The 26,329-nt window shown below is 63.0% G+C and carries 18 protein-coding genes and 6 pseudogenes; 9 read left to right on the top strand and 15 right to left on the bottom strand.

Annotated elements, in window-relative coordinates; all coding sequences use genetic code 11:
• The first annotated feature begins 51 nt into the window (after window positions 1–51).
• The 3 genes and pseudogenes from ACVWW3_RS25900 (at window position 52) to ACVWW3_RS25890 (ending at window position 2,201) form a co-directional block, all read left to right on the top strand.
• The gene (locus tag ACVWW3_RS25900) at window positions 52–1,062 is read left to right on the top strand and encodes an alpha/beta hydrolase (RefSeq protein WP_456648227.1); all 1,011 of its coding nucleotides are present in this window, start codon (window positions 52–54) and stop codon (window positions 1,060–1,062) included.
• Window positions 1,063–1,346: 284 nt separating this feature from the next.
• Window positions 1,347–1,902, top strand: a pseudogene (locus ACVWW3_RS25895) (hypothetical protein).
• A complete protein-coding gene (locus ACVWW3_RS25890; protein WP_456648229.1) occupies window positions 1,902–2,201 on the top strand; it encodes a winged helix-turn-helix domain-containing protein in 300 nt (99 codons plus the stop codon). Before ACVWW3_RS25895 ends, ACVWW3_RS25890 begins: the two are co-directional and overlap by 1 nt.
• A gap of 382 nt (window positions 2,202–2,583) precedes the next feature.
• Here the strand turns inward: ACVWW3_RS25890 and ACVWW3_RS25885 are convergent, their stop codons facing one another.
• From ACVWW3_RS25885 to ACVWW3_RS25875, 3 genes are all read right to left on the bottom strand, one after another.
• The gene (locus tag ACVWW3_RS25885; protein WP_456648230.1) at window positions 2,584–4,236 is read right to left on the bottom strand and encodes a YecA family protein; all 1,653 of its coding nucleotides are present in this window, start codon (window positions 4,234–4,236) and stop codon (window positions 2,584–2,586) included.
• Between the two features lie 96 nt (window positions 4,237–4,332).
• Window positions 4,333–5,733, bottom strand: a complete 1,401-nt coding sequence (locus ACVWW3_RS25880; protein WP_456672176.1) for a hypothetical protein — start codon at window positions 5,731–5,733, stop codon at window positions 4,333–4,335.
• A 138-nt stretch (window positions 5,734–5,871) separates the two neighbouring features.
• Window positions 5,872–6,321 carry a hypothetical protein gene (locus tag ACVWW3_RS25875; RefSeq protein ID WP_456648232.1) on the bottom strand — a complete coding sequence of 150 codons (450 nt, stop codon included), beginning with the start codon at window positions 6,319–6,321 and terminating at the stop codon, window positions 5,872–5,874.
• Window positions 6,322–6,599: 278 nt separating this feature from the next.
• On the opposite strand from ACVWW3_RS25875, the pseudogene purD reads away from it, so the two are divergent.
• Window positions 6,600–7,884, top strand: a pseudogene (gene purD / locus ACVWW3_RS25870) (phosphoribosylamine--glycine ligase).
• A gap of 173 nt (window positions 7,885–8,057) precedes the next feature.
• On the top strand, window positions 8,058–8,963 hold the full coding sequence (locus ACVWW3_RS25865; RefSeq protein WP_456648234.1) for an alpha/beta fold hydrolase: 906 nt from the start codon (window positions 8,058–8,060) through the stop codon (window positions 8,961–8,963).
• On the opposite strand, the gene ACVWW3_RS25860 is transcribed toward ACVWW3_RS25865, so the two are convergent.
• Window positions 8,960–9,418 carry a nucleoside deaminase gene (locus tag ACVWW3_RS25860; RefSeq protein WP_247343546.1) on the bottom strand — a complete coding sequence of 153 codons (459 nt, stop codon included), beginning with the start codon at window positions 9,416–9,418 and terminating at the stop codon, window positions 8,960–8,962. The genes ACVWW3_RS25865 and ACVWW3_RS25860 overlap by 4 nt on opposite strands.
• A gap of 119 nt (window positions 9,419–9,537) precedes the next feature.
• On the opposite strand from ACVWW3_RS25860, the gene ACVWW3_RS25855 reads away from it, so the two are divergent.
• Together ACVWW3_RS25855 and rsmD are read left to right on the top strand one after the other, a co-directional pair.
• On the top strand, window positions 9,538–11,658 hold the full coding sequence (locus tag ACVWW3_RS25855) for a pseudouridine synthase (RefSeq protein ID WP_456648235.1): 2,121 nt from the start codon (window positions 9,538–9,540) through the stop codon (window positions 11,656–11,658).
• Window positions 11,659–11,660: 2 nt separating this feature from the next.
• Window positions 11,661–12,216 (top strand): annotated as a pseudogene (gene rsmD, locus ACVWW3_RS25850) (16S rRNA (guanine(966)-N(2))-methyltransferase RsmD).
• A 9-nt stretch (window positions 12,217–12,225) separates the two neighbouring features.
• On the opposite strand, the gene mutL reads toward rsmD, so the two are convergent.
• Window positions 12,226–14,028 (bottom strand): DNA mismatch repair endonuclease MutL, encoded by a 1,803-nt coding sequence (gene mutL, locus ACVWW3_RS25845; protein ID WP_456648237.1) that lies wholly within the window; start codon window positions 14,026–14,028, stop codon window positions 12,226–12,228.
• A 252-nt stretch (window positions 14,029–14,280) separates the two neighbouring features.
• Here mutL and ACVWW3_RS25840 point away from each other — a divergent pair, with 252 nt between their 5' ends.
• On the top strand, window positions 14,281–14,598 hold the full coding sequence (locus tag ACVWW3_RS25840) for a ribbon-helix-helix domain-containing protein (protein ID WP_456648238.1): 318 nt from the start codon (window positions 14,281–14,283) through the stop codon (window positions 14,596–14,598).
• A gap of 119 nt (window positions 14,599–14,717) precedes the next feature.
• Here the strand turns inward: ACVWW3_RS25840 and ACVWW3_RS25835 are convergent.
• The 4 genes and pseudogenes from ACVWW3_RS25835 to ACVWW3_RS25820 form a co-directional block, all read right to left on the bottom strand.
• Window positions 14,718–16,288, bottom strand: a pseudogene (locus ACVWW3_RS25835) (GMC family oxidoreductase).
• 28 nt (window positions 16,289–16,316) lie between these two features.
• Complete coding sequence (locus tag ACVWW3_RS25830) at window positions 16,317–16,865, bottom strand: gluconate 2-dehydrogenase subunit 3 family protein (protein ID WP_247352938.1); 549 nt, start codon at window positions 16,863–16,865, stop codon at window positions 16,317–16,319.
• Between the two features lie 45 nt (window positions 16,866–16,910).
• Entirely contained in the window at window positions 16,911–17,306 is a 396-nt protein-coding gene (locus tag ACVWW3_RS25825) for a VOC family protein (protein WP_456648240.1), read from the bottom strand.
• The gene (locus tag ACVWW3_RS25820) at window positions 17,307–17,693 is read right to left on the bottom strand and encodes a c-type cytochrome (RefSeq protein WP_247352942.1); all 387 of its coding nucleotides are present in this window, start codon (window positions 17,691–17,693) and stop codon (window positions 17,307–17,309) included.
• A gap of 200 nt (window positions 17,694–17,893) precedes the next feature.
• Between ACVWW3_RS25820 and ACVWW3_RS25815 the strand changes: the two genes are divergently transcribed.
• Complete coding sequence (locus ACVWW3_RS25815) at window positions 17,894–18,307, top strand: hypothetical protein (RefSeq protein ID WP_456648241.1); 414 nt, start codon at window positions 17,894–17,896, stop codon at window positions 18,305–18,307.
• Between the two features lie 59 nt (window positions 18,308–18,366).
• Here the strand turns inward: ACVWW3_RS25815 and arfB are convergent.
• The 6 genes and pseudogenes from arfB to ileS form a co-directional block, all read right to left on the bottom strand.
• Window positions 18,367–18,784: pseudogene (gene arfB, locus ACVWW3_RS25810) on the bottom strand (alternative ribosome rescue aminoacyl-tRNA hydrolase ArfB).
• A 115-nt stretch (window positions 18,785–18,899) separates the two neighbouring features.
• Window positions 18,900–20,264, bottom strand: a complete 1,365-nt coding sequence (locus tag ACVWW3_RS25805) for a M16 family metallopeptidase (RefSeq protein WP_456648242.1) — start codon at window positions 20,262–20,264, stop codon at window positions 18,900–18,902.
• Window positions 20,261–21,652, bottom strand: coding sequence for a M16 family metallopeptidase (locus tag ACVWW3_RS25800; protein WP_456649746.1), 1,392 nt, complete (start codon window positions 21,650–21,652; stop codon window positions 20,261–20,263). The genes ACVWW3_RS25805 and ACVWW3_RS25800 overlap by 4 nt, the downstream gene beginning before the upstream one ends.
• 205 nt (window positions 21,653–21,857) lie before the next feature.
• Complete coding sequence (locus ACVWW3_RS25795) at window positions 21,858–22,586, bottom strand: hypothetical protein (protein ID WP_247353091.1); 729 nt, start codon at window positions 22,584–22,586, stop codon at window positions 21,858–21,860.
• A 97-nt stretch (window positions 22,587–22,683) separates the two neighbouring features.
• Window positions 22,684–23,178 (bottom strand): signal peptidase II, encoded by a 495-nt coding sequence (gene lspA / locus ACVWW3_RS25790; RefSeq protein ID WP_456648243.1) that lies wholly within the window; start codon window positions 23,176–23,178, stop codon window positions 22,684–22,686.
• An 11-nt stretch (window positions 23,179–23,189) separates the two neighbouring features.
• Window positions 23,190–26,206 (bottom strand): annotated as a pseudogene (ileS, locus tag ACVWW3_RS25785) (isoleucine--tRNA ligase).
• Window positions 26,207–26,329 lie beyond the last annotated feature (123 nt).

Raw genomic sequence — 26,329 nt, 5'->3', positions numbered from 1 at the left:
ACTCTGTAGTATAGAGTTCTCTATATTTGATCAGTTTGAGGGGAGTAGATCATGGCAATTCGACTGCTACGCGGCGTTTTGAACGGACTGAAATGGGCCTTGTGTGCGGTCGGCGGTGTCGCGCTGATCCTGACCGCGATGATCGCAACGCCGCTGGAGCGGCCGCCGGAGATGCGATCGGTCTCCGACTCCGCCAAGGGCATCGATTGGTCCACGCTGCCGGCCCTGGAGCGTTTTCAGGCCCGCGACGGCACCTGGATCGGTTTCCGCCACTACGTTGCCAGCGGCCCCGCGACAGGCCGTGGCGCGATCTTCATCCACGGCTCTTCCGGCTCCAGCGGCACCGTCAATCATGCCCTGACCCATGCGATCGCCTCGCGCGGGGTGGAGACCTGGGCACTCGACATTCGCGGCCATGGCGGCTCCGGCACGCGCGGCGACATCGGCTATGTCGGGCAGCTCGAAGAGGACCTCGTCGACTTCGTCGCCGAGGTGCGCAAGACCGCGCCGGAGCTGCCGCTTACTTTGATCGGCCATTCGGCCGGCGCCGGCTTCTCGCTTCGCGTCGCCGCGACACCGATCATGCAGGACATGTTCGTGCGCACGGTGCTGCTCGCGCCCTATCTCGGCTACGACGCACCGACCAACAAGCCGCATGCCGGCGGCTGGGCCAATTTCGACCTGCCGCGTTTCTTGGGCCTCGCCGCGCTCCGCAAGCTCGGCATCGACTGCTGCGCGCAGCTTCCCGTGCTCGCTCTCGCCGTGCCGGCAAGTTCGGCAAGGTATCTCGTCTCCACCTATTCCGACCGCCTGACGCGCAATTTCGCGACGCGCGGCTATCGCATCGATCTCCCGGCGACGACACATCCGATCACGGTCTTCGGCGGTGCCGAGGACGAGATGATGATCTCGGACAAATATGCGGAGACCGTGCAGGCCGTCAAACCATCGGTTGACGTCAAGGTCATCGACGGCATCAACCACATGGGCATCGTCACCAACCAGAAGGCGATCTCGATCATCGCCGAGGATGTGGCGACGCGCGGGGCAGGGCAGTCGTGATGCGCCCCGTTGACGGCAAGGCAATCGCAGATGGGAGCGGTTTCCCCGTGGCCATCCTTCGAGACGCCCGCCTGCGTCGGGCCCTCAGGATGAGGGCCGAGTTTGCGGCAGCCGCTTTAACGGGTCCTGGTGCAGCTGAGCCTCATCCTGAGGAGACCGCTGGAAGCGGTCGTCTCGAAGCCTCATCCTGAGGAGACCGCGTAGCGGTCGTCTCGAAGGACGAGGCGCGCGCTCAGGTGTCACCGAGCGTCATACGAGATAGCCCAGGGACAGAAAGGGACGACATGATCGACAGCAAGGAGGCGTCCGCGGCGCTGGCCGATATCGACGACATCGTCCAGCGCGTGAAGCAATCGCAGCTCTACGAGCTGGCGGGCCTCGCGGTCGTCTGGTGGGGCATATTGGTGTTCGCGGGGCAATCTCGTGACCTGGCTTTGGCCGGTCTATGCCGTCTACGCCTGGGTTGCCGTGGATGTTGTCGGCGTCGTCGGTCTTGTTGCGCTCCGCCTGCTCAATCCGCCGCGCCACGCCCATGGTCGCGGCTTCGACATCAGACTGCTTCTGCTGTTCGTGCTGTTCTTCGCCTTCGGCTATCTCTGCACCAGCGTGATCGGTCATTTCGGTCCGCGCCAGCTGGGTACGTTCTGGCCGCTCTACTTCATGCTGTTCTACATGATGGCGGGTCTCTGGTTCGGCTATGCCTTCATTGCGATCGGTCTTGGAATTGCCGCGCTGACGCTGATCGGCTTCTTCTGGATCGGCGAGGCGTTCCCGCTCTGGATGGCCTTCGTCAACGGCGGCGGCCTGATCCTCGGCGGGCTCTGGATGCGGCGGATCTGATGGCCGAGCTCGACGAAATCATTCACCAGCCGTTGCGGCTGAAGATCATGGCGGCGCTGAACGCGCTGCCGCAGTCGGCTGGCCTGGAGTTCTCGCGGCTGAAAAAGCTCACCGGCGCCACCGACGGCAATCTCGGTGCGCATATCGAGACGCTGGCCAAGGCGGGTTACGTCTCGGTGGAAAAAGCCTTTGTCGGCAAGAAGCCGCAAACCACGGTCACCGCCACCGCATCCGGCCGCGGCGCCTTCGCGCGGCATGTGGCGACGCTGCAGGAGATCATTGCGGGGAAGCAAATGTAGCGGCGGCGTCGTGCCAGGACGAATTGCTGTGCCCTCTCCCCTTGCGGGAGAGGGCATTTCCGCTGGCAGACACGGGCTCACTCGGGTGAGGGGTTCTCTCGGCGAGCCCTGCTTCCGTTTGAGCCCGCGGATGCAACCCGTCATCCGGCGCGCATTCGCCGAACTGGCGCTGCGCATGCAGCGCCACGGTGTCGGCCGCTGGCATCCTGACCCGGTTCCCGCGTGCGTCGAGGCCGCGAGGAGACGAGCGAGCTGACTTCGCTGCTCTGCGCGGGCAAAGTCTAATTTGCGGTGCCGTGCGGCAAACGCATTTGCCCCAGCATTGTGCGAATTCAGGCGACGGGTTGGCAATAACGTCCTGCCTCAATGGTTCGCCAAAAGTCTATGTCTTGTTTGCCGCACCCCAGCCAAGGCGCTCGCAGTACAAGATCGCGAGATCCGCTTGTGACAGAGTCTTAAGGTACTCGATGTCCTCGGCCGTCGCCATCCACTCAAGCAACTTCTCACGAAGCGTCGATTTGTAGGTATCGTAAAAGGACAATGCTAGCTCTAGCCAGTTTGTCGCTCGCTTCGGAATCTGGCGCAGCTCTCCAAAGAACGTGTCGGGATGACGTTTCCACGCAGCGATTTCCAGATCAGTCATTGGCGTGCGCACCATTATGTTCTCGCCTCCGTTCAGTGACTGATAGCAGCCGATGATTGCTTTTTCGCGCTCCAATACGATCGCCTCATAGAGCCGAGCCGCGATTTCTTTTCCTCTTGCGTCTGGGACTGAATAAATTTCCCCGAAACGCAGCCGTGGCGGCGAATCCTTTGGCGCGAATGCGAACTCCGGGTTTTCGCCATCGAATGTGGACGGGATCTCGTAGTGCTCTCTCATCGAATCAAGAATAGCGAGCATTTCCTTGTGCCGGTCATGAGATTCAAGAACTTCCTTTAAGCGATTAAAGCCGACGTCAGGTCCAAAGTCTGGAATGCGGCAACCTGCTGCGATCACCTGAGTGCTGCTGCCGATTGCGTCCAGATTGTTGTGAAACGAGTGATTAGTCACCAGCACGTATGCACTTGGCTTTTCTCCGCCGTCGGGAGCCGGGGCCTTTTCGACGCTGCGGATCTGATCGAGGGCTGCTCGTGGCCATCCAACTTCGAATGATGGTTCTGTCACGATGTCCGGAACATTGACTTCGATCATTACGATGCGCGTGTGCTGGGCATGCTTCGACAATGCCTTGTTGAGCTTGTTACCCACCCGCAAACGCTTGATCTCATCTATTGGTCCATCCTCGGCTGTAGATCGGTTTCTCGCTTTCACTTCGACCGAGAATTTTGCTCCGGTTTTTGGATACGTGGCGACGAATTCAACGTGCGATGAGCGCCCGTCTGCCTCGTTCTCATAAGCTAGGTTGAAGCCAGCCTTCAGAAATGCTGCGGCCGCGTATGTCTCAAACAGCTTTCCTATAAAATCGTCAGCGCGCTCGCTCTTCAACCTCTCTACGAAACTCGAAGTGAGTTGATCTACTTGCTTCGGGTCTGCGTGGTGGGCGATTAGATAGAGGTTGTAGGCAAGGTTGATAAACGCGCGTTGCGCGCCGGTCATTGGTCCGACGTGAATGTCGCCAGATACTACACTGAGCCGCTTTGCATCTGTGAGGGCCTGATGAAACCAGCGAACGATTGGGTGACGCTCAGGATCAGGCTTATTCGATTCTGCCTGAAACCAGTCCTTCCCCAGCAGATCGATCAAGAAGCCTCTGAGGAAATCGTGGAATGTCCTCCAATTCTTGGAGTAATAAACCGTGTTGCCGACAGCGACAATTCGATGATCGTTCAGAGGTGCCGAGATAATTCCTTTTCCTAGTCCTTGCTGTTTCTGACGCTGCACGCGCTCGGCTTCCATCTTGCGGATCGCTTGTTGAAACGCCCGTTCGTGCTCTGCATCGTGAAAGGAGGCAGAGATGGGATGTTTGCCGTGGCATTTTTTGTACTTCAGACCACTGCCACAGTCGCACGGCTGATTTCGTCCAATTCTGGCCAAGGCTGCTCCAAAATGACGTTGCACTTCGAATCGGAAGCCGAACGATGGCACAATGCAGGGTAGTAGCGGGAGGGCTGAGGAGCTTGTCCAGCTTATTCACAGGCCTGCGAGCAGGCACAATAGTTTTCCGGATATCACCACGCCACCATGAACTCGAAGAGCCTTGTATGGTCTCTTAGTTCGTGGTCGTGGCACAAAACTGAAAGATCGCATTATCTTTTTTGGTACTGAAAGAACAGTATTCGACAGTTTATCTCGTCGTTTCCAATTTTCTTCGTCGTAGGAGAGACTAAGAAATTCAAAAAGCTCGCTCTTATCGACAAAGTTAGCGCCGTCTTTGATACAGAAGAATAGAATCCGACTCACCAGCATCTCGGCGTGAATAAGCACTGCATCCGATTCGCCGGACTCTAAGCTCCGCGCTGCGTGAACGGATTGATTTCGCCTATGACGAATGTGACTCGCGATCAGCCTGGCGTGATCTCGGTCTCTAAAGAGACGTTCTATACGATCAATCGTGATGTCGTACCTTTCATTTTGAGTGCCAGTCAAGAATTCCAATGCGCCCCACATTTCAAGCAACGCAGTATCTGACTCGTGATGATCCAGCGCTCGACAGTATCGAAGCAGGCCGGCGCAAATATGATCCCGAAGTGGATTCTCTTGAATCTTTCCCCACCACTTTAGAATGCTCTTACGATAGTCGTCCGGGTCTTTGAATTTGACGGATTGATGGTCGTGCTGCCAGCGCGGCTCATACCAGAACATTTCCGACGCAAGGCTCCCGTCGGGCAGATGGACCGTTTGGAAAGCCCCACGACGGAATTTATTCACTGCGTGTGGCGCCGTAAGATCAGCGAACGGATTTATCGATCGGCTCGAGTTGACAAGAAGATTAAGTAGTCCGCGCAACACATCTAAGGCATCCGTTGCCTTCTCTTGTGCATCATGAGGGTTGAGCGCGGATACGTGCGCGGTCACGGTGGTTAACCCGCCATTCTCATTCGGAACCTTTCGCGATTTCAGCAGCGAGGACATACTATCTCGCGCCTTCGATGCTGCGCGGACAAAAGAGCCTTTATCACTCGGTTGCCACTGTATTCGAACGTCCTCGGTTTTAAGCCAATTTACAGGCTTGGGCCCGGTATATGTAAGCGTTGAGTACACGACGAATTTCGTCTTCGGAAGTGCAGAAAGATGCTCATAAGCTCGGTCACATCGTTCTAGAAACGCGGTTGGGCTATTCAGGGTCAGTTGCGCGTCCGAAAGAGCCACTTCGATACATCGTCCTCCCAGATTACCCACGCGGCTGTTAGCTTTGATGGCGGACTTGATAACAGGCAGCCAAAATGCATACGCGCCTCCATTGAACGAGCTGCGACCGTTTGCAACCGATCTTGCTGAAGCCAACTCGCTTAAAATGAGTTGACTATTGAACTTCTCTCTCCACTCAAAATGAATGGCAGGCTTTGGCCTTTTATTTGTTTCGCTTTTCAAGTCCATCATCCTCTTGATTTTCGTAGATCAAGTTTCAGCCAACCGGGATCTCTCGCCGATCGTTGACGGAATGCCGTTAAGCTATGAAGTGCGTCGATCTCAAGTAATGAGCAGGCGCATTGAAGTTCGTCGCGCCTCTTAGTCCCAGCTTAAACCCGCCTGTTCCGCCAAATATCGAAAGTGACGGCTTCTCGCCGGACCAAAAAATTCCTTATATATAACGTGGTCATAGATGTTTGATTTGTCGTTATTGCAGTAGAGGCAAGCCAACACACAGTTGTCTGCCGAATAAGCTCCCTTTCCGTCCTTTCGATCAATTTCAAAATTCGGTCCGCGGGCGTCAGGTACCTTGCCGTTTCGACCCGCTATCAAGCGACGAATAATTAACTCACGAATTATGCGGATGGGCGTTTCGCAGTACGCACAAGAGTCCCGCTGTTGCAAAAGGGCATTATTCCACCATGCAATGAATTCGTCGGGACCGTCGAACTGAAATGATATGCCTTTGTTCTTAGCAAACGACATCTTGCGAGAGAAAACACCCCGTAAGCGATTTCCCCCTTCAGCCGAATCAACGTTAACCGCCATGTCGGTCGATCCTGATTTAAGGCCACGGCTTCGAAGGGTATGGCGCGACGGCTGCTAGCGCAACTCAGGCATGACCATTGTGGTCTCTCTGTATTCCGCCGAAGGCGGAATAATTCGTTAGTGTCGCCAACCGATCCGCATTCACCGCGCGATAAATCCGAGCTCGCACCCCCCCCAAGGGGGCCCCAGAATGACGGGGGTTGGAGCCAGCCCCCCTTGAGCCCCACCCCGATTCGTGCGACCTCCGCCCCCAACAAACCCCTCATTTCGAGCCCTCGATGCACATTCTCCTGCTCGGTTCCGGCGGCCGCGAACATGCGCTGGCGTGGAAGATCGCAGCCTCTCCCCTGGTGACCAAATTCTGGTGCGCGCCGGGCAATGCCGGGATCGCGCGCGAGGCGGAATGCGTGGCGCTCGACGTCGCCGACCATGCCGCCGTGATCGACTTCTGCAAGACCAATGGGGTCGAGCTCGTGGTGGTCGGCCCGGAGACGCCGCTTGCCGCCGGTATCGTCGATGACCTCACCGCCGCCGGCATCAAGGCGTTCGGGCCGGACAAGATCCCCGCCCAGCTCGAAAGCTCCAAGGGCTTTACCAAGGCGCTCTGCACCGAATTCGGCATTCCGACCGGCGCCTACAAGCGCTTCACCAACGCGGCCGATGCGCGTGCTTACGTCCAGAGCCAGGGCGCGCCGATCGTGGTCAAGGCCGACGGCCTTGCCGCCGGCAAGGGCGTCGTCGTCGCCAAGACCGTGCGCGAGGCCGAGGACGCCATCGCCATGATGTTCGAGGGCGCCTTTGGTGATGCCGGCACTGAAGTCGTGATCGAGGAGTTTTTGCCGGGCCGTGAGATCAGCTTCTTCGCGCTGTGCGACGGCGAGACCGCCATTCCGCTGGCGTCCGCGCAGGACCACAAGCGCGTGTTCGACCATGACGTCGGCCCGAACACCGGCGGCATGGGCGCCTATTCGCCGACGCCGCTGGTCACGCCGGCGATCCACGACGCGATCATGGCCAAGATCATTCTGCCGACGGTTGCCGGCATGAAGCAGCGCGGCACGCCCTTCCGCGGCATCCTCTATGCCGGGATCATGCTGACGACGCAGGGCCCAAAGCTGTTCGAGTTCAACGTCCGCTTCGGCGATCCCGAGTGCCAAGGTGCTGATGCTGCGGATGATGTCGGACATCGTGCCGGCCTTCCTGGCGTCCTGCGACGGGCAGCTGAAGCATTTTGATCTGCGCTGGCATCCGGATTCCGCGCTCACGGTGGTGATGGCGGCGAAGGGATATCCCGGCGACTATCAGAAGGGCACGCGGATCGAGGGGCTCGATGACGCCGCGAAGGTCGAGACCGCCGAGATCTTCCACGCCGGGACGGTCGAGAAGGACGGCGCCATCCTCGCCAATGGCGGCCGCGTGCTCAATGTCTGCGCGCTCGGCAAGACCGTGACGGAAGCGCAAGGCCGCGCCTATCAGGCCGTCGACCGCATCAACTGGCCGGAAGGCTTCTGCCGCCGCGACATCGGCTGGCAGGCGGTGGAAGCCGAGAAGGCCAAGAGCTGACAGCGGTTTTTCGCACGCGCGCGCAATGTCCGCCCGCGCCCGTCGGCACTCCAAAATTGTGCAGGCAGGCGTTGAACTTAGCTACTGTGCATGGGGTTGTTTTCGACGTTTTTGTTTTGGGGCACCCCAAAGACCGAGCAGGATCCAGCGCTGACCAGATAAGGATGCAGGAGATGTCCGATCTCGCCGACCTCTATCCCGGCTTTGCCTCCGAATGGATCAACACTTCCTTCGGCCGCATCTTCGCCCGCGTCGGCGGCAAGGGACCGCCGCTGTTGCTGCTGCACGGCTTCTCCGAGACCAACGTGATGTGGCACCGCGTCGCGCCGCAGCTTAGCGACCAGTTCACGCTGATCATCGCCGATCTGCCGGGCTATGGCTGGTCCGATATGCCCGAGAGCGATGCGCTGCACATGCCCTACAGCAAGCGCGCGATGGCCAAGGCCATGGTCGAGGCGATGGAGAGCCTCGGCCACGTGCACTTCGCGCTCGCCGGCCACGACCGCGGCGGCCGCGTCTCCTATCGGCTTGCGCTCGATCATCCCGGCCGGCTGTCGCGCCTGGCCGTGCTCGATATCCTGCCGACCTATAATTACTGGGAGCGGATGAACCGCGCCTACGCGCTGAAGATCTATCACTGGACTTTTCTGGCGCAGCCAGCCCCGTTGCCGGAAACGCTGATTTCGAGCAATGGCGAGTTCTTCCTGCGTTTCAAGATGGCGAGCCAGACCCGGTCGAAGACGCTCGACGCCATCGACGAGCGCGCGCTCGAACACTACATCGCCCCGTTCCGCGATCCCGCCCGCGTCCACGCGATGTGCGAGGATTATCGCGCCGGCGCCTATTTCGATTACGATCTCGACAAGGCGGATTTCGACGCCGGCAACAAGATCACCATTCCGATGCTGGCGCTGTGGGGCAATGCAGGCGTCGCGCAAGCCGCCGCCACCCCGCTCGACATCTGGAAGCAATGGGCGACGAATGTCGTCGGCATGCCGGTGGATTCGGGACACTTTCTCACCGAGGAGAACCCTGATGTCACCGCCAAGGCGCTGCGCGAGTTCTTTGCGGCGGGTTAGCGCCGCTCCCGGAAGAAGTCCTTGAGCAGCCGCGCCGACTCGCTTTCGCCGACCCCGGAATAGACATCCGGGACGTGATGGCAGGTTGGCGAGGTGAAGAACCTCACGCCGGACTCGACCGCGCCGCCCTTGGGATCGGCGGCGCCGTAATAGAGCCGCCTCACCCTTGCAAAGGAGATCGCGCCCGCACACATGGTGCAGGGCTCCAGCGTCACGTAGAGGTCGCAGTCGACCAGGCGCTCGCTGCCGATCTTTTTGGCGGCTTCGCGGAGCGCAATGATCTCGGCATGAGCCGTAGGGTCGTAGTCGGTCAGGGTCCGGTTCGCCGCGGTGGCGATGACCTCGAAGTTGCGGACCACGACGCATCCGATCGGAACTTCGCCCGACTTTCCGGCGTTTTCGGCCGTTCTGAGCGCCAAATCCATGAAAGAGGGGGCTTTCAAGCCTCGTATCATCCCGAGAAACCTGCTAGTAGCTGCGCCTTCAGCAGAAGTGCTTACCGAATTTGCCTGAGCATGCGGCTCGAAACGAGCGCGCACAATGCTTTCTGGCCACCCCCTGAGTGAGATTATTCATGCCTCGCGACAGCGACAAAGACAATGATTCCCGCGGCCGGCGCGACCGTGGCCCGGCCAAGGGCGGCCGTTCCGGCAAGGCTCGGGGCCCCGAGAAGAAGTTCGCCAAGCGCGGATTTGAGGGCAAGGGCGACAGCCGCCCGCCCCGCGGCGACAGTGACAGCCGACCGGTCCGCCGCCGCGAAGACGGTGATGCGCCGCGCCGCGATTTCAGCGACCGCCCGAAGTTCAAGCGCGAAGACCGGCCGCGCGGCGAGGATCGTGGCGAGCGCAGCTTCAAGCCGCGTGGCGACCGTCCCTTCAAGCCGCGTGAAGACCGTCCGTTTTCCGATCGTCCGTCGCGCGACGGCGAGAAGCGCTCGTTCAAGCCCCGTGGCGACCGCCCATTTTCTGATCGCCCCTCGCGCGATGGCGAGAAGCGGCCGTTCAAGCCGCGCGGTGATCGCCCGTCCTATGGGCGTGATGACCGTCCGCCGCGCAGGGATCGCGACGATTCCCGTCCGTCCGGCCGGACCGGTGACACGAAGTTTGGCGACAAGAGACCTTACGCACCGCGTGGCGACCGTCCGGAACGCAAGTTCGACGGCGAGCGGAAGTTTTCGCGCGGCGCACCGGGCCGTGGCGAGCGCAGCGATTCAAAGCCTTGGCAGAAGCGCGATGCGGCTCCCCGTGGGGACCGGCCGCCGCGCAAGGACTTCAGCAAGGGCCCGCGCAAGGATTTTGGCGGCAGCGACCGCGGTCAGGACAAGCCCTGGCAGAAGCGCGACGATCGGCAAGGCGGCGGCGAAGACCGTCCGCGCTTTTCGCGTTCGCGCGACGATCGTACATCGGGTGATCGTCCGTTCCGTGAGCGGCCCAAATTCGATCGCCCGCGCGATGATCGTCCAAAATTCGACCGGCCCCGCCGTGACAGCGATGGCGAGCGTGGTGGGCGCGGCGGTGACCGCCCGAAATTCGATCGTCCGCGCGAGCGCTCCGACTGGCACGAGCATCCGCGCAGCGACGGCGATCGTCCGCGCCGCGAAAACGAGGACGACAGCAGGATCTTCGAGAAACGCCCGGCCTTCGGCGGCCGCGGCGCCTATCGCGGCCGTGATCGGGACTTTGAAGGCCGCCCGCGCCGGGACGAAGCACCGAAGCCCAAGAAGGCCGGCGAGCGTATCGCCAAGGTGCTGTCGCGTGCGGGCCTCGCCTCGCGCCGCGATGCCGAGGAGATGGTCACGCAGGGCCGCGTCGCCGTCAACGGCCGTGTCATCAATTCGCCGGCGCTCGACATCACCTCGAACGATGTCGTCACGATCGACGGCAAGCCGATGCCGGAGCGCGAGCGCACGCGGCTGTTCCTCTATCACAAGCCGCGCGGGCTGATGACGACGCATGACGATCCCGAGGGGCGTCCGACCGTGTTCGACAATCTGCCCGAAGGCCTGCCGCGGCTGATTTCGATCGGCCGGCTCGACTTCAACACCGAGGGCCTGTTGCTGCTCACCAATGATGGTGGGCTCGCGCGCACGCTCGAGCTGCCGGACACCGGCTGGCTGCGCCGCTATCGCGTCCGCGCCCACGGCGACGTCACGCAGGCGCAGCTCGACGAGCTAAAGAACGGCATCGAGGTCGAGGGCGTCAAATACGGTCCGATCGACGCCACGCTGGAGCGTGACCAGGGCGCCAATGTCTGGTTGGTTTTCGCGATCCGCGAGGGCAAGAACCGCGAAGTGCGCAATGTCTGCGCCCATCTCGGGCTCGAGGTGAACCGGCTGATCCGGGTGTCCTACGGACCGTTCCAGCTCGGCGAGGTCCCCGAAGGCCAGGTCGAGGAGATCAAGTCGCGCGTGCTGCGCGACCAGCTCGGCGACAAGATCATCGAGAAGTCGGGTGCCCAGTTCGACGTGCCGCAGAAATCTGCCGCGCGTGAGGGAGACGACGCGCCGCGCGAGAAGAAGCCTGCCGCCAAGCGCGGCGTGATCAACGACCGCAAGGGCCGCCGCGTGCTGGTGCAGCGCACCGGCAGCGAGGAGGCGCGCGAGCGCAACGAGTCCGAGGCCAGTGGCTACGGCCCGCCGCGCCGTCCCAAGCGCGGCTATCACGGCAAGCGCGATCTGGCGCCGAAGGAGGACTGACGTTGCGCGTCGTCGGCGGTCGATTGAAGGGGCGCAATTTGGCCTCACCGTCCTCGCGCGACATCCGCCCCACGGCGGACCGCCTGCGCGAGTCCGTGTTCAACATCCTCGTGCACGCCTATGGCGATCCGATCTCGGACGCGCGCGTGCTCGATCTCTTCGCCGGCACCGGCGCGCTCGGCATCGAAGCGTCGTCACGCGGCGCGAAGTTCACGCTGTTCGTCGACAACGGCGCGGAAGCGCGCGCCCTGCTCCGCAATAATGTCGAGTCGCTGGGCCTCGGCGGCGTCACCAAGGTCTATCGCCGCGATGCGACCGATTCTCGGGCCTGCACATCCGGTCGAGCCGTTCTCGCTGGTGTTCCTCGATCCGCCCTACGGCAACGGTTTTGCGGAGAAGGCGCTCGCGAGCCTGCGTGATGGCGGCTGGCTCACGCCAGGCGCGCTGCTCGTGGTGGAAGAGGCGAAGGCTGCGCAGTTCGCGACGCCTGAGGGTTACGAGGAATTGGAGCGGCGGGCGTATGACGACACGGAGTTCGTGTTTTTGAAGGCGCCGTAGCCTACGAAGTCACCGCCGCCCGAATAGCTTCTCCACATCCGACAGCTTCAGCTCGACATAGGTCGGGCGGCCGTGGTTGCACTGGCCGGAGTTCGGGGTGTCCTCCATCTCGCGGAGCAAGGCGTTCATCTCTTCCGGCCGCAGCCGGCGGCCGGCGCGCACCGAGCCGTGGCAGGCCATGGTGGCGGCGACGTGCATCAGGCGGCGCTCGAGCGGCAGCGCCTCGTCCCACTCGGCCATGTGCTCGGAAAGATCGCGCAACAGCCCGCCCGCGTTGGCCTTGCCGAGCAGCGACGGCGTCTCGCGCACCGCGACCGCGCCGGGGCCGAAGGATTCGATCGCAAGGCCAAACGACGTCAGCTCTTCGCTGCGCTCGAGCAGGCGCTCTACCGTGGCCTCGTCCATCTCGACGATCTCGGGGATCAGCAGGATCTGCCGCTGCACGCCATTGGCGGCGAGCGAAGCCTTCAGCCGCTCGTAGACGATGCGTTCATGCGCGGCGTGCTGGTCGACGATGATCAACCCGTCGCGGGTCTGCGAGACGATATAGGTCTCGTGGATCTGGGTGCGTGCCGCGCCGAGCGGACGGTCGACCAGGTCGCCGACGGGCTGGCTCTCGATCCGCACGTCTGCGCTCGGCGCGCCGACGTCGAATGCGGCCTGCGCACGCTCGGCGAAGGAGGGCGCCGCGGCACCGTCGAAAGACGGCATCGGGGCGGATGGCGACTGGCGCCAGTCCCAGCTTGCCGGGCGCGGCGTGAATGCGGGGCGGAACGAAGACAGTGCGCTCTCGCCGCCGTTGGCGGCCGTACGCCGGCCCTCCCGCGCAAGCCCCTCCTTCAATCCGTGCACGATCAGCGCGCGCACGAGGCCTGCGTTGCGAAACCGCACCTCGGTCTTGGCCGGATGGACGTTGGCGTCGACCTCGCGCGGATCGAGCGTGACGAACAGCGCCAGCACCGGATGGCGGTCGCGCGGCAGATAATCGGCATAGGCCCCGCGCACCGCGCCGAGGATCAGCTTGTCGCGCACCGGGCGGCCGTTGACGAAGAGATATTGTCCGAGCGCGTTGGCTTTGGTTAGCGCGGGCGCCGCGGCATAGCCGGCGACCACGACGCCCTCGCGCTCGGCATGGACCTCGATGGCATGGCTGCGGAACTCCGCCCCCAGGATGTCGCCGAGACGGGTCAGGCGACCGGCGACGCCGGGTAGCGCCGCAGCCCAGGTCACCGGCGCGCGCTCTTCGCCCGCCAGCGTGAAGGCGATTTCGGGCCGCGTCATCGCGAGCCGCCGCACCACCTCGCGGATTGCTTCCGCCTCGGTGCGGTCGGTCTTCAAAAACTTCAGCCGCGCCGGCGTCGCGTAGAAGAGGTCGTTGACCTCGACCCGCGTGCCATGCGCCAACGCCGCCGGCATGATCCCGGACTTCTCGCCGCCCTCGACATTGAGCGCCCAGGCGTGCGGCTCGCCGGCATGCCGCGTGGTGATGGAGAGCCGCGCGACCGAGCCGATCGAGGGCAGCGCCTCGCCGCGGAATCCAAGCGTGCGGATCTGCAGCAGGTCCTCGTCGTCCAGCTTGGAGGTGGCGTGACGCTCGACCGCCAGCGACAGGTCCTTGGCGGTCATGCCGCCGCCGTCGTCGGTGATGCCGATCCGCCGGCGCCCGCCGCCATCGGTGAAGACGTCGATCCGGCTCGCGCCGGCATCGATGGCGTTTTCGACCAGTTCCTTGACCACGCTCGCGGGACGTTCGACCACCTCGCCGGCGGCGATGCGGTTGACGACCTGTTCTGGCAATTGGCGGACGGGCATGAACTCGATCTTGGGCTTTCGATCTGGATTCGCTGACAGCGCTATTCTTGGCCGTGTTGCGTCAAAAGCATGTGTTGGGCAACAGGAACGTGGCGGGCTGGGGAAAAGGGCTGTCTATCGCATTGAAGAGATTGGACGTTCGAGAAAATCGCGCAACCGGGATGGATCGATCTCCGGGTGCTGGTCCCGATTGTGGGGTACCGGGCTGCGGTGTAGCATCGTGAAAAAACGGCAACAGGACGGGAGGACGCCATGTGCCATCTCTTCGCGCATCAGCCCCAACGCGACTACGAATCCCAGACCCGTTCGTTACGGATCGGTGGGCATTGCACCTCGATCCGTCTGGAAATGGCATTCTGGGACACGCTGGACGAGATCGCGGCCAAGGAGAACATGAGCGTCGGCAAGTTTCTGACGACGCTCTACAGCGAGGTGCTCGACCACCACGGCGAGGTCAACAATTTCGCCTCGTTGCTGCGCTGCTCCTGCCTGATCTATCGCTCCCGAAGCATGGCATCGGTGCAGGAATTCAAGGCCACGGTGACGCCCATCCTCGATGCCGCCGAATAGCGGCTATAAGACCTCTCCGCCGTCATTGCGAGGAGCCCTTGCGACGAAGCAATCCAGACCGTCACTGCGGCGGGATTCTGGATTATTTCGCTTCGCTCGCAATGACGGGGAGAGAGCGATCAGATCTCCTTCTTCTGCATCGCGCCGGCAATGTAATCCGCCTGCCGAATCGCGAGCGAGACGATGGTCAGCGTCGGATTGCAGGCCGCACCGCTGGTGAACTGGCTGCCGTCGGAGACGAACAGATTCTTGACGTCGTGGCTCTGCCCGAACTTGTTGACCACGCCGTCGCGCGGCTTCTCGCTCATCCGGTTGGTGCCGAGATTGTGCGTGCTCGGATAGGGCGGCGTCGGATAGCTCACGGTGGCGCCGACGGCGTCGTAGACCGCCGCCCCCTGCTTGTACGCATGCGCGCGCATCGCGAGATCGTTGGGATGATCGTCGAAGTGTACGCTTGCGACCGGCTGTCCGAACTTGTCCTTCACGGTTGGATCGAGCGTGATGCGGTTGGTCTCCTGTGCCATGTCCTCGCCGACCAGCCACATGCCGGCCATTCGGGGATAGCCGTCGAGCGCTGCGGTGAACGGACGTCCCCAGGCGCCGGGGTTGAGGAACGCCGCCATGAAGGGCAGGCCGATCGACAGCGTCTCCATCTCGTAGCCGCCGACGAAGCCGCGCTTCGGATTGTTGGCGGCCTCGTCGCGGATGATGCCGGCCATGGTGGTGCCGCGATACATGTGCACCGATTTCTCGAACACGGCGTAGACGCTGCCGGTCATGTGGCGCATGTAGTTGCGGCCGACCTGACCACTCGAGTTGCCAAGGCCGTCCGGAAACATCGTGGATGCGCTGTTCAACAGCAGCCGCGGGCTTTCGAGATCGAATTGCCGGCCACCGCAACGATGCGTGCCTTCTGGCGCTGCATCGCGCCCGTCTCGTCGGCGTACACCACGCCGGTGACCTTGCCGCCCGCGTCATGCTCGATCTTGACCGCCATGCTCGCGGGGCGGACTTCGAGATTGCCGGTCGCCTCGCCCTTGGGTATCTCAGTGTAGAGCGTCGACCATTTCGCGCCGGATTTGCAGCCCTGGAAGCAGAAGCCGATCTGCTGACAGGCGCCGCGGCCATCTCGTGGCTGGCTGTTGATGGCCATGTTGCCGGTGTGCACGGTTTTGTATCCGAGCTTCTTCGCGCCGGCCTCCATCACCCTGAAGTTATTGTTGCCGGGAAGTCCGGGAATGCCGTTGGTGCGGGTCACGCCCATCTTGTTCTCGGCCTTGGCGTACCACGGCTCCATCTCCGCGAGCGTGATCGGCCAGTCCAGCAGGTTGGCGCCGGGAAGGTTGCCGTAGGTGCTCTTCACCTTGAACTCGTGCTCGTCGAACCGCAGCGACGCGCCGGCCCAGTGTGTGGTCGAGCCGCCGACCGCCTTGACGATCCAGGCGGGAAGACCCGAGAAGTCTTTTGCGACACGCCATGTTCCCGATGTGGTGCGCGCATCGGCCCAGGCGAGCTGCGAGAAGCTCTCCCACTCGTCATTGACGAAGTCCTGATTCTCGATGCGGGGACCTGCTTCGAGAATGACGACCTTGACGCCCTTCTGTGCGAGCTCGTTGCCCAGCGTGCCGCCGCCGGCACCGGAGCCGACGATCACCACAACGCTGGAGTCGTTCAGATCGAATTTTGCCATTTGCGTTCTCCTGAACCGTTGGGTGGCCTTAAGCCTTCGGCAGCCAGTCGATATCGGCGAAGCCGCGGTTGATGTAACCGCCATGCTCGGCGGAGGAGCCCTCGTAGCCGAACCGCGGCCAGACCTCTTTCTGGTTGTAGAGCGACACGATGAGGTCGCCGCGCACCTTCTGGAAGAAGTCGCTCTGCTCGATCTCCTTCAAGAGCACCACGCGGTCGGCTTCCCATGGCACTTCGGCATAGGGCGCCTTGTGGCGATCACGCGCGTTCTGATCGAGCCTTGTGATGCCGTCGCTGATCAGCACCTTGACGGACGCGTCTTTCGCCGCCTTGCCGTCCCACGGCTTGATCGCGGTGATGTAGTAGCTGTCGCCGAGGGCGTCGTGTGGATAGATATCGCGCGCGACCTTCAGCAGTGTCTTCATCGTCGCAGGCGAAAGCGCGCTTGCCTCATCGGCCCAGGCGCCATCGATGCTGACGGCGACGCTGGTCGCGACTGCCGCGACCGGAACGGCGGCCGCGGCGCCCTTGAGAAAGATGCGGCGGCTGTGCTTGCTTCGACGATCGACTTCTCTCATGGCATTCCTCCTTCGATTTTTGTGATTTTAATTTTTGTAGTTTGATCAGTTGAACCGTCCGCCGCGCTGGATCACCTCGATCTTGTAGCCGTCAGGGTCACTGACGAAGAAGAAGCGCGCCAGCGTTTTGCCGTCGTGCTTGAAGTCGCGCAGCGGACCCGGTGCGAGCTTTTCACGCTCGAAGCGGGCATGCTCGGCATCGAGATCCTCGACCACCACGGCGAGATGTCCATAGCCCTCGCCGAGCTGGTACGGCTCCTCGCGATCAGAGTTCACCGTCAGCTCCACTTCGAAGGGTGAGGAGGGGTGACGCAGATAGATCAGGGCAAAGTCCGAAAATTTCAGATGGTCGGCGATCTCCAGGCCGAAGGCGCGTCTGTAGAAGTCGAGCGAGCGCGCCTCGTCGAGCACGCGGATCATGGAATGAACGGGCTTCGCCATTCAGTTCTGCTCCTTCAGATAAGCGATAACGGCAGCGCGCGTCTCTGGCTTCGCCTGCCGGTAGACCATGGTCACGCCGGGAACGACGGCTTGCGGATCGGTCAGCCAAGCGTCGAGCCTGGTCTCGTCCCAGGCGAAGTCGGCTTTCGACAGCGCCTCTGAGTATTTAAAGCCTTCGGCCTTGCCGGCGGGGCGGCCCACGATCTTCACCAGTGAAGGGCCTTGCCGCATCGGTTCTGACAAGCTCAAGGTGTGGCACACCGCGCAGTGCTGCTTGAACAGTGTTGCGCCATCCGGCGGCTTTGCGGTCGGCAAAGGCATTTGCGCCTCGGCCACCCGCACCACCAGCACCATCGCGGTGCACAATCCCAGCACGATCGCGCGCATCGTCAAAAGCCCGCCCGTCCACGTCAATTCAGCGTGCGCAAACTCTAGGCGCGGCCAAACATGCGGTGGTAGTAGCGGGCTGTTTCGCCGCGAGCGGAGATGCTCACGGCCGCGTGTGTTCCGCACTGCCTAATATGCGGAGCACAATTCCGCGAAACCGCCGTCAAATCCCTAAACGATTACCACATGATGCGGATTGCATGACCAATGCGCCGCTTGATTTCCTTACGCGATGCAATGGACCGGTGCTGGCAAGCGGTGTCGGGAACGGCCGAGCCATTCATTGCAAAAAAATCCAGGAGAAATGGATGAAGTTGGTGAAGACCTCGATGATCGCATGCGCTCTGTCGGCTCTCATTGCGACGCCCGTTCTCGCGCAAGGCGCGCCATCCGCCAAGACAGGCGGCACCGTGCAAAGCAAACCCATGCAAGGCGGCACGATGGGCAGTGGCGATGAGGAGATGAGTGCTCAGCCGGGCGCAGCGGGCGAGAAGACCGGCATGAAGTCGACCAAAGGCACCAGAGGCACGGCCGGTACCACCGGCAGCGCTGCGCATAAGGGGACCGCCGACGATCCCACGACGGGCGGTGCTGCCCCATCCAAGCGTTACTAACCCGGCCGGGTCTGACGGCAGAACTCCGGTCGCCCTGCGGCCGGAGTTTTCTGCGCTAGCTAGTCGTCGAAATGTCCGCCGCGCTTCGACTTGATGTCGCTGCGGCGCTTCTTGCCCTCGAGCCGGCGCTGCTTGGAGCCAAAGGTCGGCTTTGTCGCGCGCCGCGGCTTTCGGCCGGACCATGGCTTCGCCGAGCATCTCCGTAAGGCGGTCGATGGCGTCCTGGCGGTTGCGCTCCTGGGTGCGGAAGCGTTGGGCCTGGATCACGATGACGCCGTCCTTGGTCATGCGCTGCCCTGCGAGCCGTGCGAGGCGCAACGCGGCATCCTCCGGCAGCGTCAGCTTCCGGGTATCGAAGCGCAATTGCGCCGAGGTCGCGACCTTGTTGACGTTCTGCCCGCCCGGGCCGGAGGCGCGGACAAAGCCGATCTCGATGTCGTCCTCGTCGATGACGAGATCGCGGGATATCCGCAGCATGGTGGCACCATTCGTGATGTCCGGACATATCGCGGACGTCTACGTTCGGCAATGGCGCTCATCCGAAACGCAAATGGCCGGGCGAACCCGGCCATTCCAAGAGACGTAGCGGAAGTCAGTTCGACTTCGGGGCCGCTGCGGCCGGTTGCGCCGCGGCCTGCGGAGCGCGGCCGACGACGACGGTCAGAAGCCCCTGGCCCCAGAGGCGCTTGGCGGCGGCCTTGGCGTCGTCCATGGTGACCGCATCGACGACGGCGTTGCGCTTCTCGATATAGTCGATCGGCAGCTTGTCCTGCTGATATTGCAGCAGCGCCTGCGCGAGCTTCGAGGAGGTGTCGAGCGCCAGCATCTGTGAGCCCTTGAGATAGGATTTGGCCTCGTCGAGCTCCTTCTGGGTCGGGCCCTCCTCGGCGATCCGGCGCACTTCCTTCTCGATGGCGTCGATGGTGTCGCCGGCACGGTCGGCACGGGTACCGGTATTGCCGATGAAGACCGCCGAATGCTCCATCCAGAGCAGCGATTCGAACACCGAATAGGCCAGGCCACGCTTCTCGCGCACCTCGCGATAGAGCCGCGAGGACAACCCGCCGCCGCCGAGGATGTGGTTGACGACATAAGCCGCCATGAAGTTCGGATCGCTGCGCTTCACCCCGGGGCCGCCGAAGGTGATCACGGTCTGGGGCACGTCGAGCGTCACGAAGGCGCGTTGCGGCGGCTTGGCGGCCTCGACGTCGAGGACCGGCACGAGGTTGGCCTTGGCGGGCAGGCTACCAAACGTGTGGTCGAGCAGCTTGCCGAGCGTGGCTGGATCGACATCGCCGACCACCGCGATCTTCAGCGTGTCCTTGGCGAGTACGCGGCCGACATAATCCTTCATGTCGGCGATCGTGATGGTCGGAACACTGTCGAGGCTGCCGTTGGACTGCCGGCCGTAGGGATGCTCGCCGAAGGCGACCTCCAGGAATTTGCGGCTAGCCAGCGAGGTCGGGTTGGTGGTCTCGCGGCGCAGGCCCGAGATCACCTGCGAGCGGATGCGTTCGACATCGGCGGTTTCGAAATGCGGCGAGGTCAGCGCGCTCCGCAGCAGGTCGAAGGCCTCGTCCTTGTTGTCGCGCAGCATGCGCAGGCTGCCGCGGAATGTGTCGCGCGTGGCGCTGAAGGAGAGCTCGATGGCGCGGCGGTCGAGCCGCTCATGGAAGGTCTTGGAGTCGAGATCACCGGAGCCTTCGTCGAGGAGATCGCCGACCAGATTGGCGAGGCCCGACTTGTCCTTGGGATCCTGGGCCGAGCCGCCGGCGAAGGAATATTCCATGGCGATCAGCGGCACGGTCGCATCCTGCACGAACCAGGCTTCGATGCCGCCCGGCGAGGTCAAATGCTGGATCTTTGCAGCCGCCTGCGACGGCGAGACCGCAGCGAGGGCGAGTGCCGCGCCGGTGACGAGGGAGAATGCAACGCGTCGAAGGAAGGGATAGGTCACGAACGCTTCTCCTCGCGCTTGGTGGTCGCGGTGTCCTTGATCAGATAGCCCGTCACCGAGCGCTTCTTCTCGATCCATTTCTGCGCGACGGTGCGGACCTGCTCGGCGGTGACGGCGCGGATGCGGTCGGGCCAGCTCCGGATGTCCTCGATCGACAGGCCCGTGGTCAGCGCACCGCCATACCAGCGCGCCAGAACAGCCTGGTTGTCCTGGGCGTAGATCGCCTCCGCGATGAGCTGGGTCTTCACGCGCTCCAGATCCTCGGCGCGAACCGGGTTCTGGGCGATGTCGGCAATGACGCCGTCGACCACCTGCTCGACTTCTGCGAAGCTGACGCCGGATTTCGGCGAAGCCGAGATCGCGAACTGGGTCGGGTCGAGCGAGATGCTCGAATAGCTGGCGCTGGCGGAGACCGCGAGCGGCTTGTCGACCACCAGCGCGCGGTAGAGATAGGAATTGCTGCCGCTGCCCATCAGCTGCGCCAGCACGTCGAGGGCCGCGCTTTCGCCGGCTGCAGCCGTGGTCGCCGAGGGCACCAGGTAATAGCGCCGCAGGCTCGGCTGCTCGACGCGCGGGTCGGACAGCGTGACGGTGCGCGGTGCCGCGGGCTCCGGCTCCTGCGGGCGGATGCGTTGCGCCGGGATCGCGGGCTGCGCCGGGATGGAACCGAAATTGCGCTCGACCAACGGACGGATGTCGGCGGCGTCGACGTCGCCGGCGATCACCAGGATCGCGTTGTTCGGCGCATAGAAGCGGCGGTAGAAGGCGAGTGCGTCTTCGCGATTGAGCTTCTCGATCTCCTGGTGCCAGCCGATTACTGGACGGCCATAGGGATGGTTGAGATAGAGCGCGGCCATGATCTGCTCGTTGAGGCGCGCGTCGGGGCTGTTGGCGACGCGCATGTTGTACTCTTCGAGCACGACGTCGCGCTCAGGCAGCACGTTCTCGTCCTTGAGGATCAGGCCGGTCATGCGGTCGGCCTCGAACTCCATCATGGTCGGCAACTGCTCGCGCGGCACGCGCTGGTAGTAGTTGGTGTAGTCGACCGAGGTCGAGGCGTTCTCGTTGCCGCCGACGCGGAGCACGGTCTGGGAGAATTCGCCGACCGGATGCTTCGAGGTGCCCTTGAACATCAGGTGCTCGAGGAAGTGCGCGAGCCCGGACTTGCCCGGCGTCTCGTCTGCGGAGCCGACCTTGTACCAGATCATCTCCGTGACGACGGGCGTGCGGTGGTCCGGAATCACCACGACCTGCATGCCGTTACCGAGCGTGAAGCTGGCGGGCGGAGCCGATGTCACCGTGGTCTGGGCGAACGCGGCGCTGGCTGAGAGGACACTGGTCGAAAGCAGCGCGGCAAGGAGGCAGGCAACCGATCGGTTTGCTGACATCATGATCCCTGGTGAAAGGCCGAGCCCGGATGCCCGGCTCGGAGGCACGGCATGCTACACCGTGCGGCTGAGGCTTCGCGTCACGAAGCAGAGAACGCAACTCGTAGGCAAGTTACTGATTAGCAATTTATAGACCGCGTCCGGCGTGCATCAGCCGCCGGTGCCGGGTTCGCGCCTGTCAGGACGTCGCGGCGGGTGAGGGGCGCTATTGTACCTTGTCCTTGCCCGTCATGATGTCGAAATAGGTCCGCCGCGATTTGTCCTCGCCGGCGCCATAGGCGTAGTTCGGTGACGGCGTCTGGTATCCCGGCGGCGGCTCGACCAGCGACGAGCGCGGCGGCTCGGTGGTGAACTGCTTGTTCTCGGCGCTCTTGCCGCCCTTCATCATATTCCACAACCCGCCGGTAAAACCGAGTTCGGCGGGGCTGAGCGACGGGTTGCTGTTGGCGCCCGGCTGAATGGGATCGTTGCTCGTGCGCTCGGGAGCGGCCGTCTGGCCGGCCTTCATCTCTGCGGGGGTCAGCGGCTGGGCGGCCTGCCAGTTCTCCGTCGCCTTGGTGGCCTTCTTCCGCGCGGCGATCGCTTCCTTGCGGCGCTTCTCCTCGGGATCCTTGGGCCAGTTCGGCGCATTCTGGGTCTGGGTCGCGGGCGGCGGCAGGTCGAGCTTGGGCGGCACCACCAGCGGCGAGCGCTCGCGGTATTCAATGCCGGGCTTTTCCATGCTCTTAGCGCCGATGCCGGACATCAGATTGTCGATGAGCTTCTCTTCGAAGGTCATGTCGTCGTCATCGGCATCATCGCCGTCACCGGCGCGGGCCGCGCCTGCCGACATGGCGAGACCGATGCCGAGGGCAACAGCGGACAATTTCAGTGCCCGCCAGAACCCCTGCTTGGGGTCTCGAACCATCGAACCGCTGGTCTTCGAGCTGCGCATCACTGTACCTGTTCCAAAATGTGCCAGTTTGCCGCTCTCGCGCGGCATAACCCCCCGCAAAAGCAAGGTTCCGCCTGCCGGTCCGTATCGGCCGGGATCAGGGCGCTTTTGCGGCGGGTACCCCCAGGAAGGAATCATACAATAGCGCCGCCACGCCGACAACGATGGCCACGTCGGCGAGGTTGAACACGTACCAATTATAGGTATTTCCGTCGATCTCGATGTGGAACAGGGCGAAATCGACCACCGCGCCATAGGCGAAGCGGTCGATGCCATTGCCGATGGCACCGCCGATGATCAGGCCGAGTGCGATGGTTGCCAGCAGGGTGTGCGAGCGGGCCATCCAGACCCCCAGCGCGACCACCGCAATGACTTTGACAGCCATCAGCGCCAGCTGCGCCGCCTGACCGTCGTTCTGGAGCCAGCCGAAGCTGATGCCGATGTTCCAGGCCAGCACCAGGTCGAAGAACGGCGTCACGCTCACCGCGCCGCGACGGGCGAGGTCGAACACGTTCAGCAGCCAGAGCTTTGAGGCCTGGTCGGCCACGAGCGTGAGCAAGGCCGTGAGGATGCCGGCGCGGAGCGGGGTCATGGCCGCGGGGATCAGACCCCCACCCCCAGCGCCTTCCATTCGCGCAGCGCCCGGGCGTCGCGCGGGGTGACGTCGGGGTATTCGGGATCTTCACCCACCGTCGGCGAAATCTTCCAGGAACGGGCGCATTTGGTGCCGACCGCTTTCTCCACCACGACGGCGACGCCGGGCACGGCATCGAGCCGGAACGCAGACGCTGGCGCCTCGCCCTCGCGCACCTCGTAGTTCGAGGTAATGCAGATTTCGGCGAGGTCGGTGTCGAACAGCGTCGCCAGCATGTCGCGGTCGGCGACATAGATCACCGGCGAGGCCTCCAGCGACGAGCCGATGTTCTTGGCGGCGCGCTCGAGCTCCAGCGCGCCGGTGACGACGCGGCGGACGTTGCGGATCGCTTCCCACTTCGCGGCGAGCTTGTCGTTGCGCAAGCTTTCGAGGTCGTGGGGAAACTGTGTCAGGTGCACCGAGGGTTCGGCGTCGGGCCTGTACATCCGCCAGGCTTCCTCGGCCGTGAAGCTAAGGATTGGCGCCAGCCATTTCAGGATCGCGTGACACAGCAGGTCGATCGTGGTCAGCGCCGCCTTGCGCGTCGACGAGGACGGCGGATCGCAATAGAGCGTGTCCTTGCGGATGTCGAAATAGAACGCCGAGAGCTCGCTGTTCAGGAAGGCGGACAGGGTCGCGACCACGGTCTTGTAGTCGAACTCCTGATAGGCCTCGCGGACGACGGCAGCACGGACCGCGAGTTCGTGCAGCATCAGCCGTTCGAGTTCCGGCATCTCGGCGGCCGCGACCGCGTCGGCCGGCTTGTAATGATGCAGCGTGCCGAGCATCCAGCGCACGGTGTTGCGCAGCTTGCGATAGGTCTCGACCGTGTTCTTCAGGATCTCGGGGCCGATGCGCTGGTCGTCGGTGTAGTCGCAGGCGGCGACCCAGAGCCGCAGAATGTCGGCGCCGGATTCCTTGATGACGGTCTGCGGCGCGATGGTGTTGCCGAGCGACTTCGCCATCTTGCGGCCGTGCTCGTCCTGGGTAAAGCCGTGGGTCAGCACGATATCGTAAGGCGCCCGACCGCGCGTGCCGCAGCTCTCCAGCAGCGAGGAGTGGAACCAGCCGCGATGCTGGTCCGAGCCCTCAAGATACATCACGGTATCCTTGCCGCCGTCGACCTTGCGCTTGATGCCGGCGAGGCCGGGGAAGTGCACGGGGTCTTCGAGCACGAAGGCGTGAGTCGAGCCGGAATCGAACCAGACGTCGAGAATGTCGTCGACCTTCTGCCAGTCCTCGTTCGCGTGCGGCCCAAGGAAGCGCTCGCGCGCGCCTTTCGCGTACCAGGCGTCTGCGCCTTCCTTCTCGAAGGCTTCGCCGATGCGCGTATTGACGGCCTCGTCCTGAAGGATCTCGGCCGAGCCGTCGCCCTTCTCGCGCACGAACACGGCGATCGGCACGCCCCAGGCGCGCTGGCGCGAGATCACCCAGTCGGGCCGCGACTCGATCATGCCGTTGATGCGGTTCTCGCCGGATGGCGGCACCCATTGCGTCGCCGAGATCGCGTGCAGCGCGCGGGCGCGCAACGTGTCGCCGGACTTGGTCTTGCCGCCTGCCGCGATATCCTTGTCCATCGCGATGAACCATTGCGGCGTGTTGCGGAAGATTACCGGCTTCTTGGAGCGCCAGGAATGCGGATATTGGTGCTTCAGCCGGCCGCGTGCCAGCAGCATGCCTCTTTCGACGAGCGCCTTGATGACGGCCTCGTTGGCCTCGCCCTTCTCGCCCTTGTCGTTGATGACGCGCTTGCCGGTAAAGCCCGGGGCATGATCGGTATAGGCGCCGTTCTCGTCGACGGTGTAGGGGATTGCGGTGTTGATGCCGCGCGCATCGAGATCGCGTGCCTGCGCCGTCCAGGCGTCGAAGTCCTCGCGACCATGGCCGGGAGCCGTATGCACGAAGCCGGTGCCGGTGTCGTCGGTGACGTGATCGCCTGGCAAAAGCGGGACGATGAATTCGTAGCTGTCGGCAAGACCCTTCAGCGGGTGGGCGCATTCGATCGCGTCGATGCTATCGCCGAGGATGTCGCGGACCTTCTTGTAGGCGGTCACGCGCGCCTGCTTGAACACTTCTTCGGCGAGCGCGTCCGCAAGGATCAGGAGATCGCCCGTCTTGGCCCAGTTGTCGCCAGGGGCGTCCGTGACCTCAAAGAGGCCATAGGCGATCTTCGGCGAGAACGAGATGGCGCGGTTGCCCGGCAGCGTCCACGGCGTCGTGGTCCAGATCACGACGCTGGCGGAGGCGAGCGCACCATGCGCGGGCGAGGTGACCGGGAATCTTACCCACACCGTATCGGACGTGTAGTCCTCGTACTCGACCTCGGCTTCGGCGAGCGCGGTCTTCTCGACCACGCTCCACATCACCGGCTTGGAGCCGCGATAGAGCGTGCCGTTGGCGGCAAACTTCATCAACTCGCGCGCGATCTGGGCCTCGGCCGGATAGCTCATGGTGGCGTAGGGATGGTCCCAGTCGCCGATCACGCCGAGGCGCTTGAATTCCTCGCGCTGCACGCCGAGCCAGTGCGTCGCGTAAGCGCGGCACTCTTTGCGGAAATCGATCATCGCGGCACTGTCGCGGAAGTCGGGCTTCTGCTTGCCCTTCTTGCGATAATGCTCCTCCTCGACTTTCCACTCGATCGGCAGACCGTGGCAGTCCCAGCCCGGCACGTAGTTGGAATCGAAGCCGAGCATCTGCTGGCTCTTGGTGACGAGATCCTTCAGGATCTTGTTCAGCGACGTGCCGATATGGAAATGTTGCCATTGGCATAGGGCGGGCCGTCATGCAGCACGAACTTGTCGCGGCCCTTGGCGCTCTCGCGCAGCTTCTCGTAGAGGCCCATCTCGTACCAGCGCTTGAGGATCTCCGGCTCGCGCTGCGGCAGGCCGGCGCGCATCGGGAATTCGGTCTGCGGCAGGAACAGGGTCTTGGAATAGTCTTTGGCGTCGGACTTTTGGATGTCGGACTTTTGCGGCTTATCGGACATGGGGCTGACTGGCTCGGAAGTGCGCGGGAACGGATGGCGATGCGGAATCGCGGGGTGAAACGACAACATCCCGGTCTTGCGCCGAGCCGAAGGCTCAGGCGGAAGCCGGGCCGCTAATCCCTA

It is taken from the genome of Bradyrhizobium sp. LM2.9, from assembly GCF_054056555.1.
The sequence above is the reverse complement of the archived record's forward strand: the minus strand, read 5'-3'. Positions and strand labels throughout refer to the sequence as shown.

Excerpts from the sequence above, each read along its gene's own strand:
- ACVWW3_RS25825 (WP_456648240.1), bottom strand. The coding sequence starts at position 17,306 with ATGGCGAAGCCCGTTCATTCCATGATCCGCGTGCTCGACGAGGCGCGC.
- ACVWW3_RS25865 (WP_456648234.1), top strand. The coding sequence starts at position 8,058 with ATGTCCGATCTCGCCGACCTCTATCCCGGCTTTGCCTCCGAATGGATC.
- ACVWW3_RS25800 (WP_456649746.1), bottom strand. The coding sequence starts at position 21,652 with ATGTCAGCAAACCGATCGGTTGCCTGCCTCCTTGCCGCGCTGCTTTCG.
- mutL (WP_456648237.1), bottom strand. The coding sequence starts at position 14,028 with ATGCCCGTCCGCCAATTGCCAGAACAGGTCGTCAACCGCATCGCCGCC.
- lspA (WP_456648243.1), bottom strand. The coding sequence starts at position 23,178 with ATGACCCCGCTCCGCGCCGGCATCCTCACGGCCTTGCTCACGCTCGTG.
- ACVWW3_RS25815 (WP_456648241.1), top strand. The coding sequence starts at position 17,894 with ATGACCAATGCGCCGCTTGATTTCCTTACGCGATGCAATGGACCGGTG.
- ACVWW3_RS25875 (WP_456648232.1), bottom strand. The coding sequence starts at position 6,321 with ATGGCGGTTAACGTTGATTCGGCTGAAGGGGGAAATCGCTTACGGGGT.
- ACVWW3_RS25860 (WP_247343546.1), bottom strand. The coding sequence starts at position 9,418 with ATGATACGAGGCTTGAAAGCCCCCTCTTTCATGGATTTGGCGCTCAGA.
- ACVWW3_RS25795 (WP_247353091.1), bottom strand. The coding sequence starts at position 22,586 with ATGCGCAGCTCGAAGACCAGCGGTTCGATGGTTCGAGACCCCAAGCAG.
- ACVWW3_RS25855 (WP_456648235.1), top strand. The coding sequence starts at position 9,538 with ATGCCTCGCGACAGCGACAAAGACAATGATTCCCGCGGCCGGCGCGAC.
- ACVWW3_RS25840 (WP_456648238.1), top strand. The coding sequence starts at position 14,281 with ATGTGCCATCTCTTCGCGCATCAGCCCCAACGCGACTACGAATCCCAG.
- ACVWW3_RS25830 (WP_247352938.1), bottom strand. The coding sequence starts at position 16,865 with ATGAGAGAAGTCGATCGTCGAAGCAAGCACAGCCGCCGCATCTTTCTC.
- ACVWW3_RS25900 (WP_456648227.1), top strand. The coding sequence starts at position 52 with ATGGCAATTCGACTGCTACGCGGCGTTTTGAACGGACTGAAATGGGCC.
- ACVWW3_RS25820 (WP_247352942.1), bottom strand. The coding sequence starts at position 17,693 with ATGCGCGCGATCGTGCTGGGATTGTGCACCGCGATGGTGCTGGTGGTG.
- ACVWW3_RS25890 (WP_456648229.1), top strand. The coding sequence starts at position 1,902 with ATGGCCGAGCTCGACGAAATCATTCACCAGCCGTTGCGGCTGAAGATC.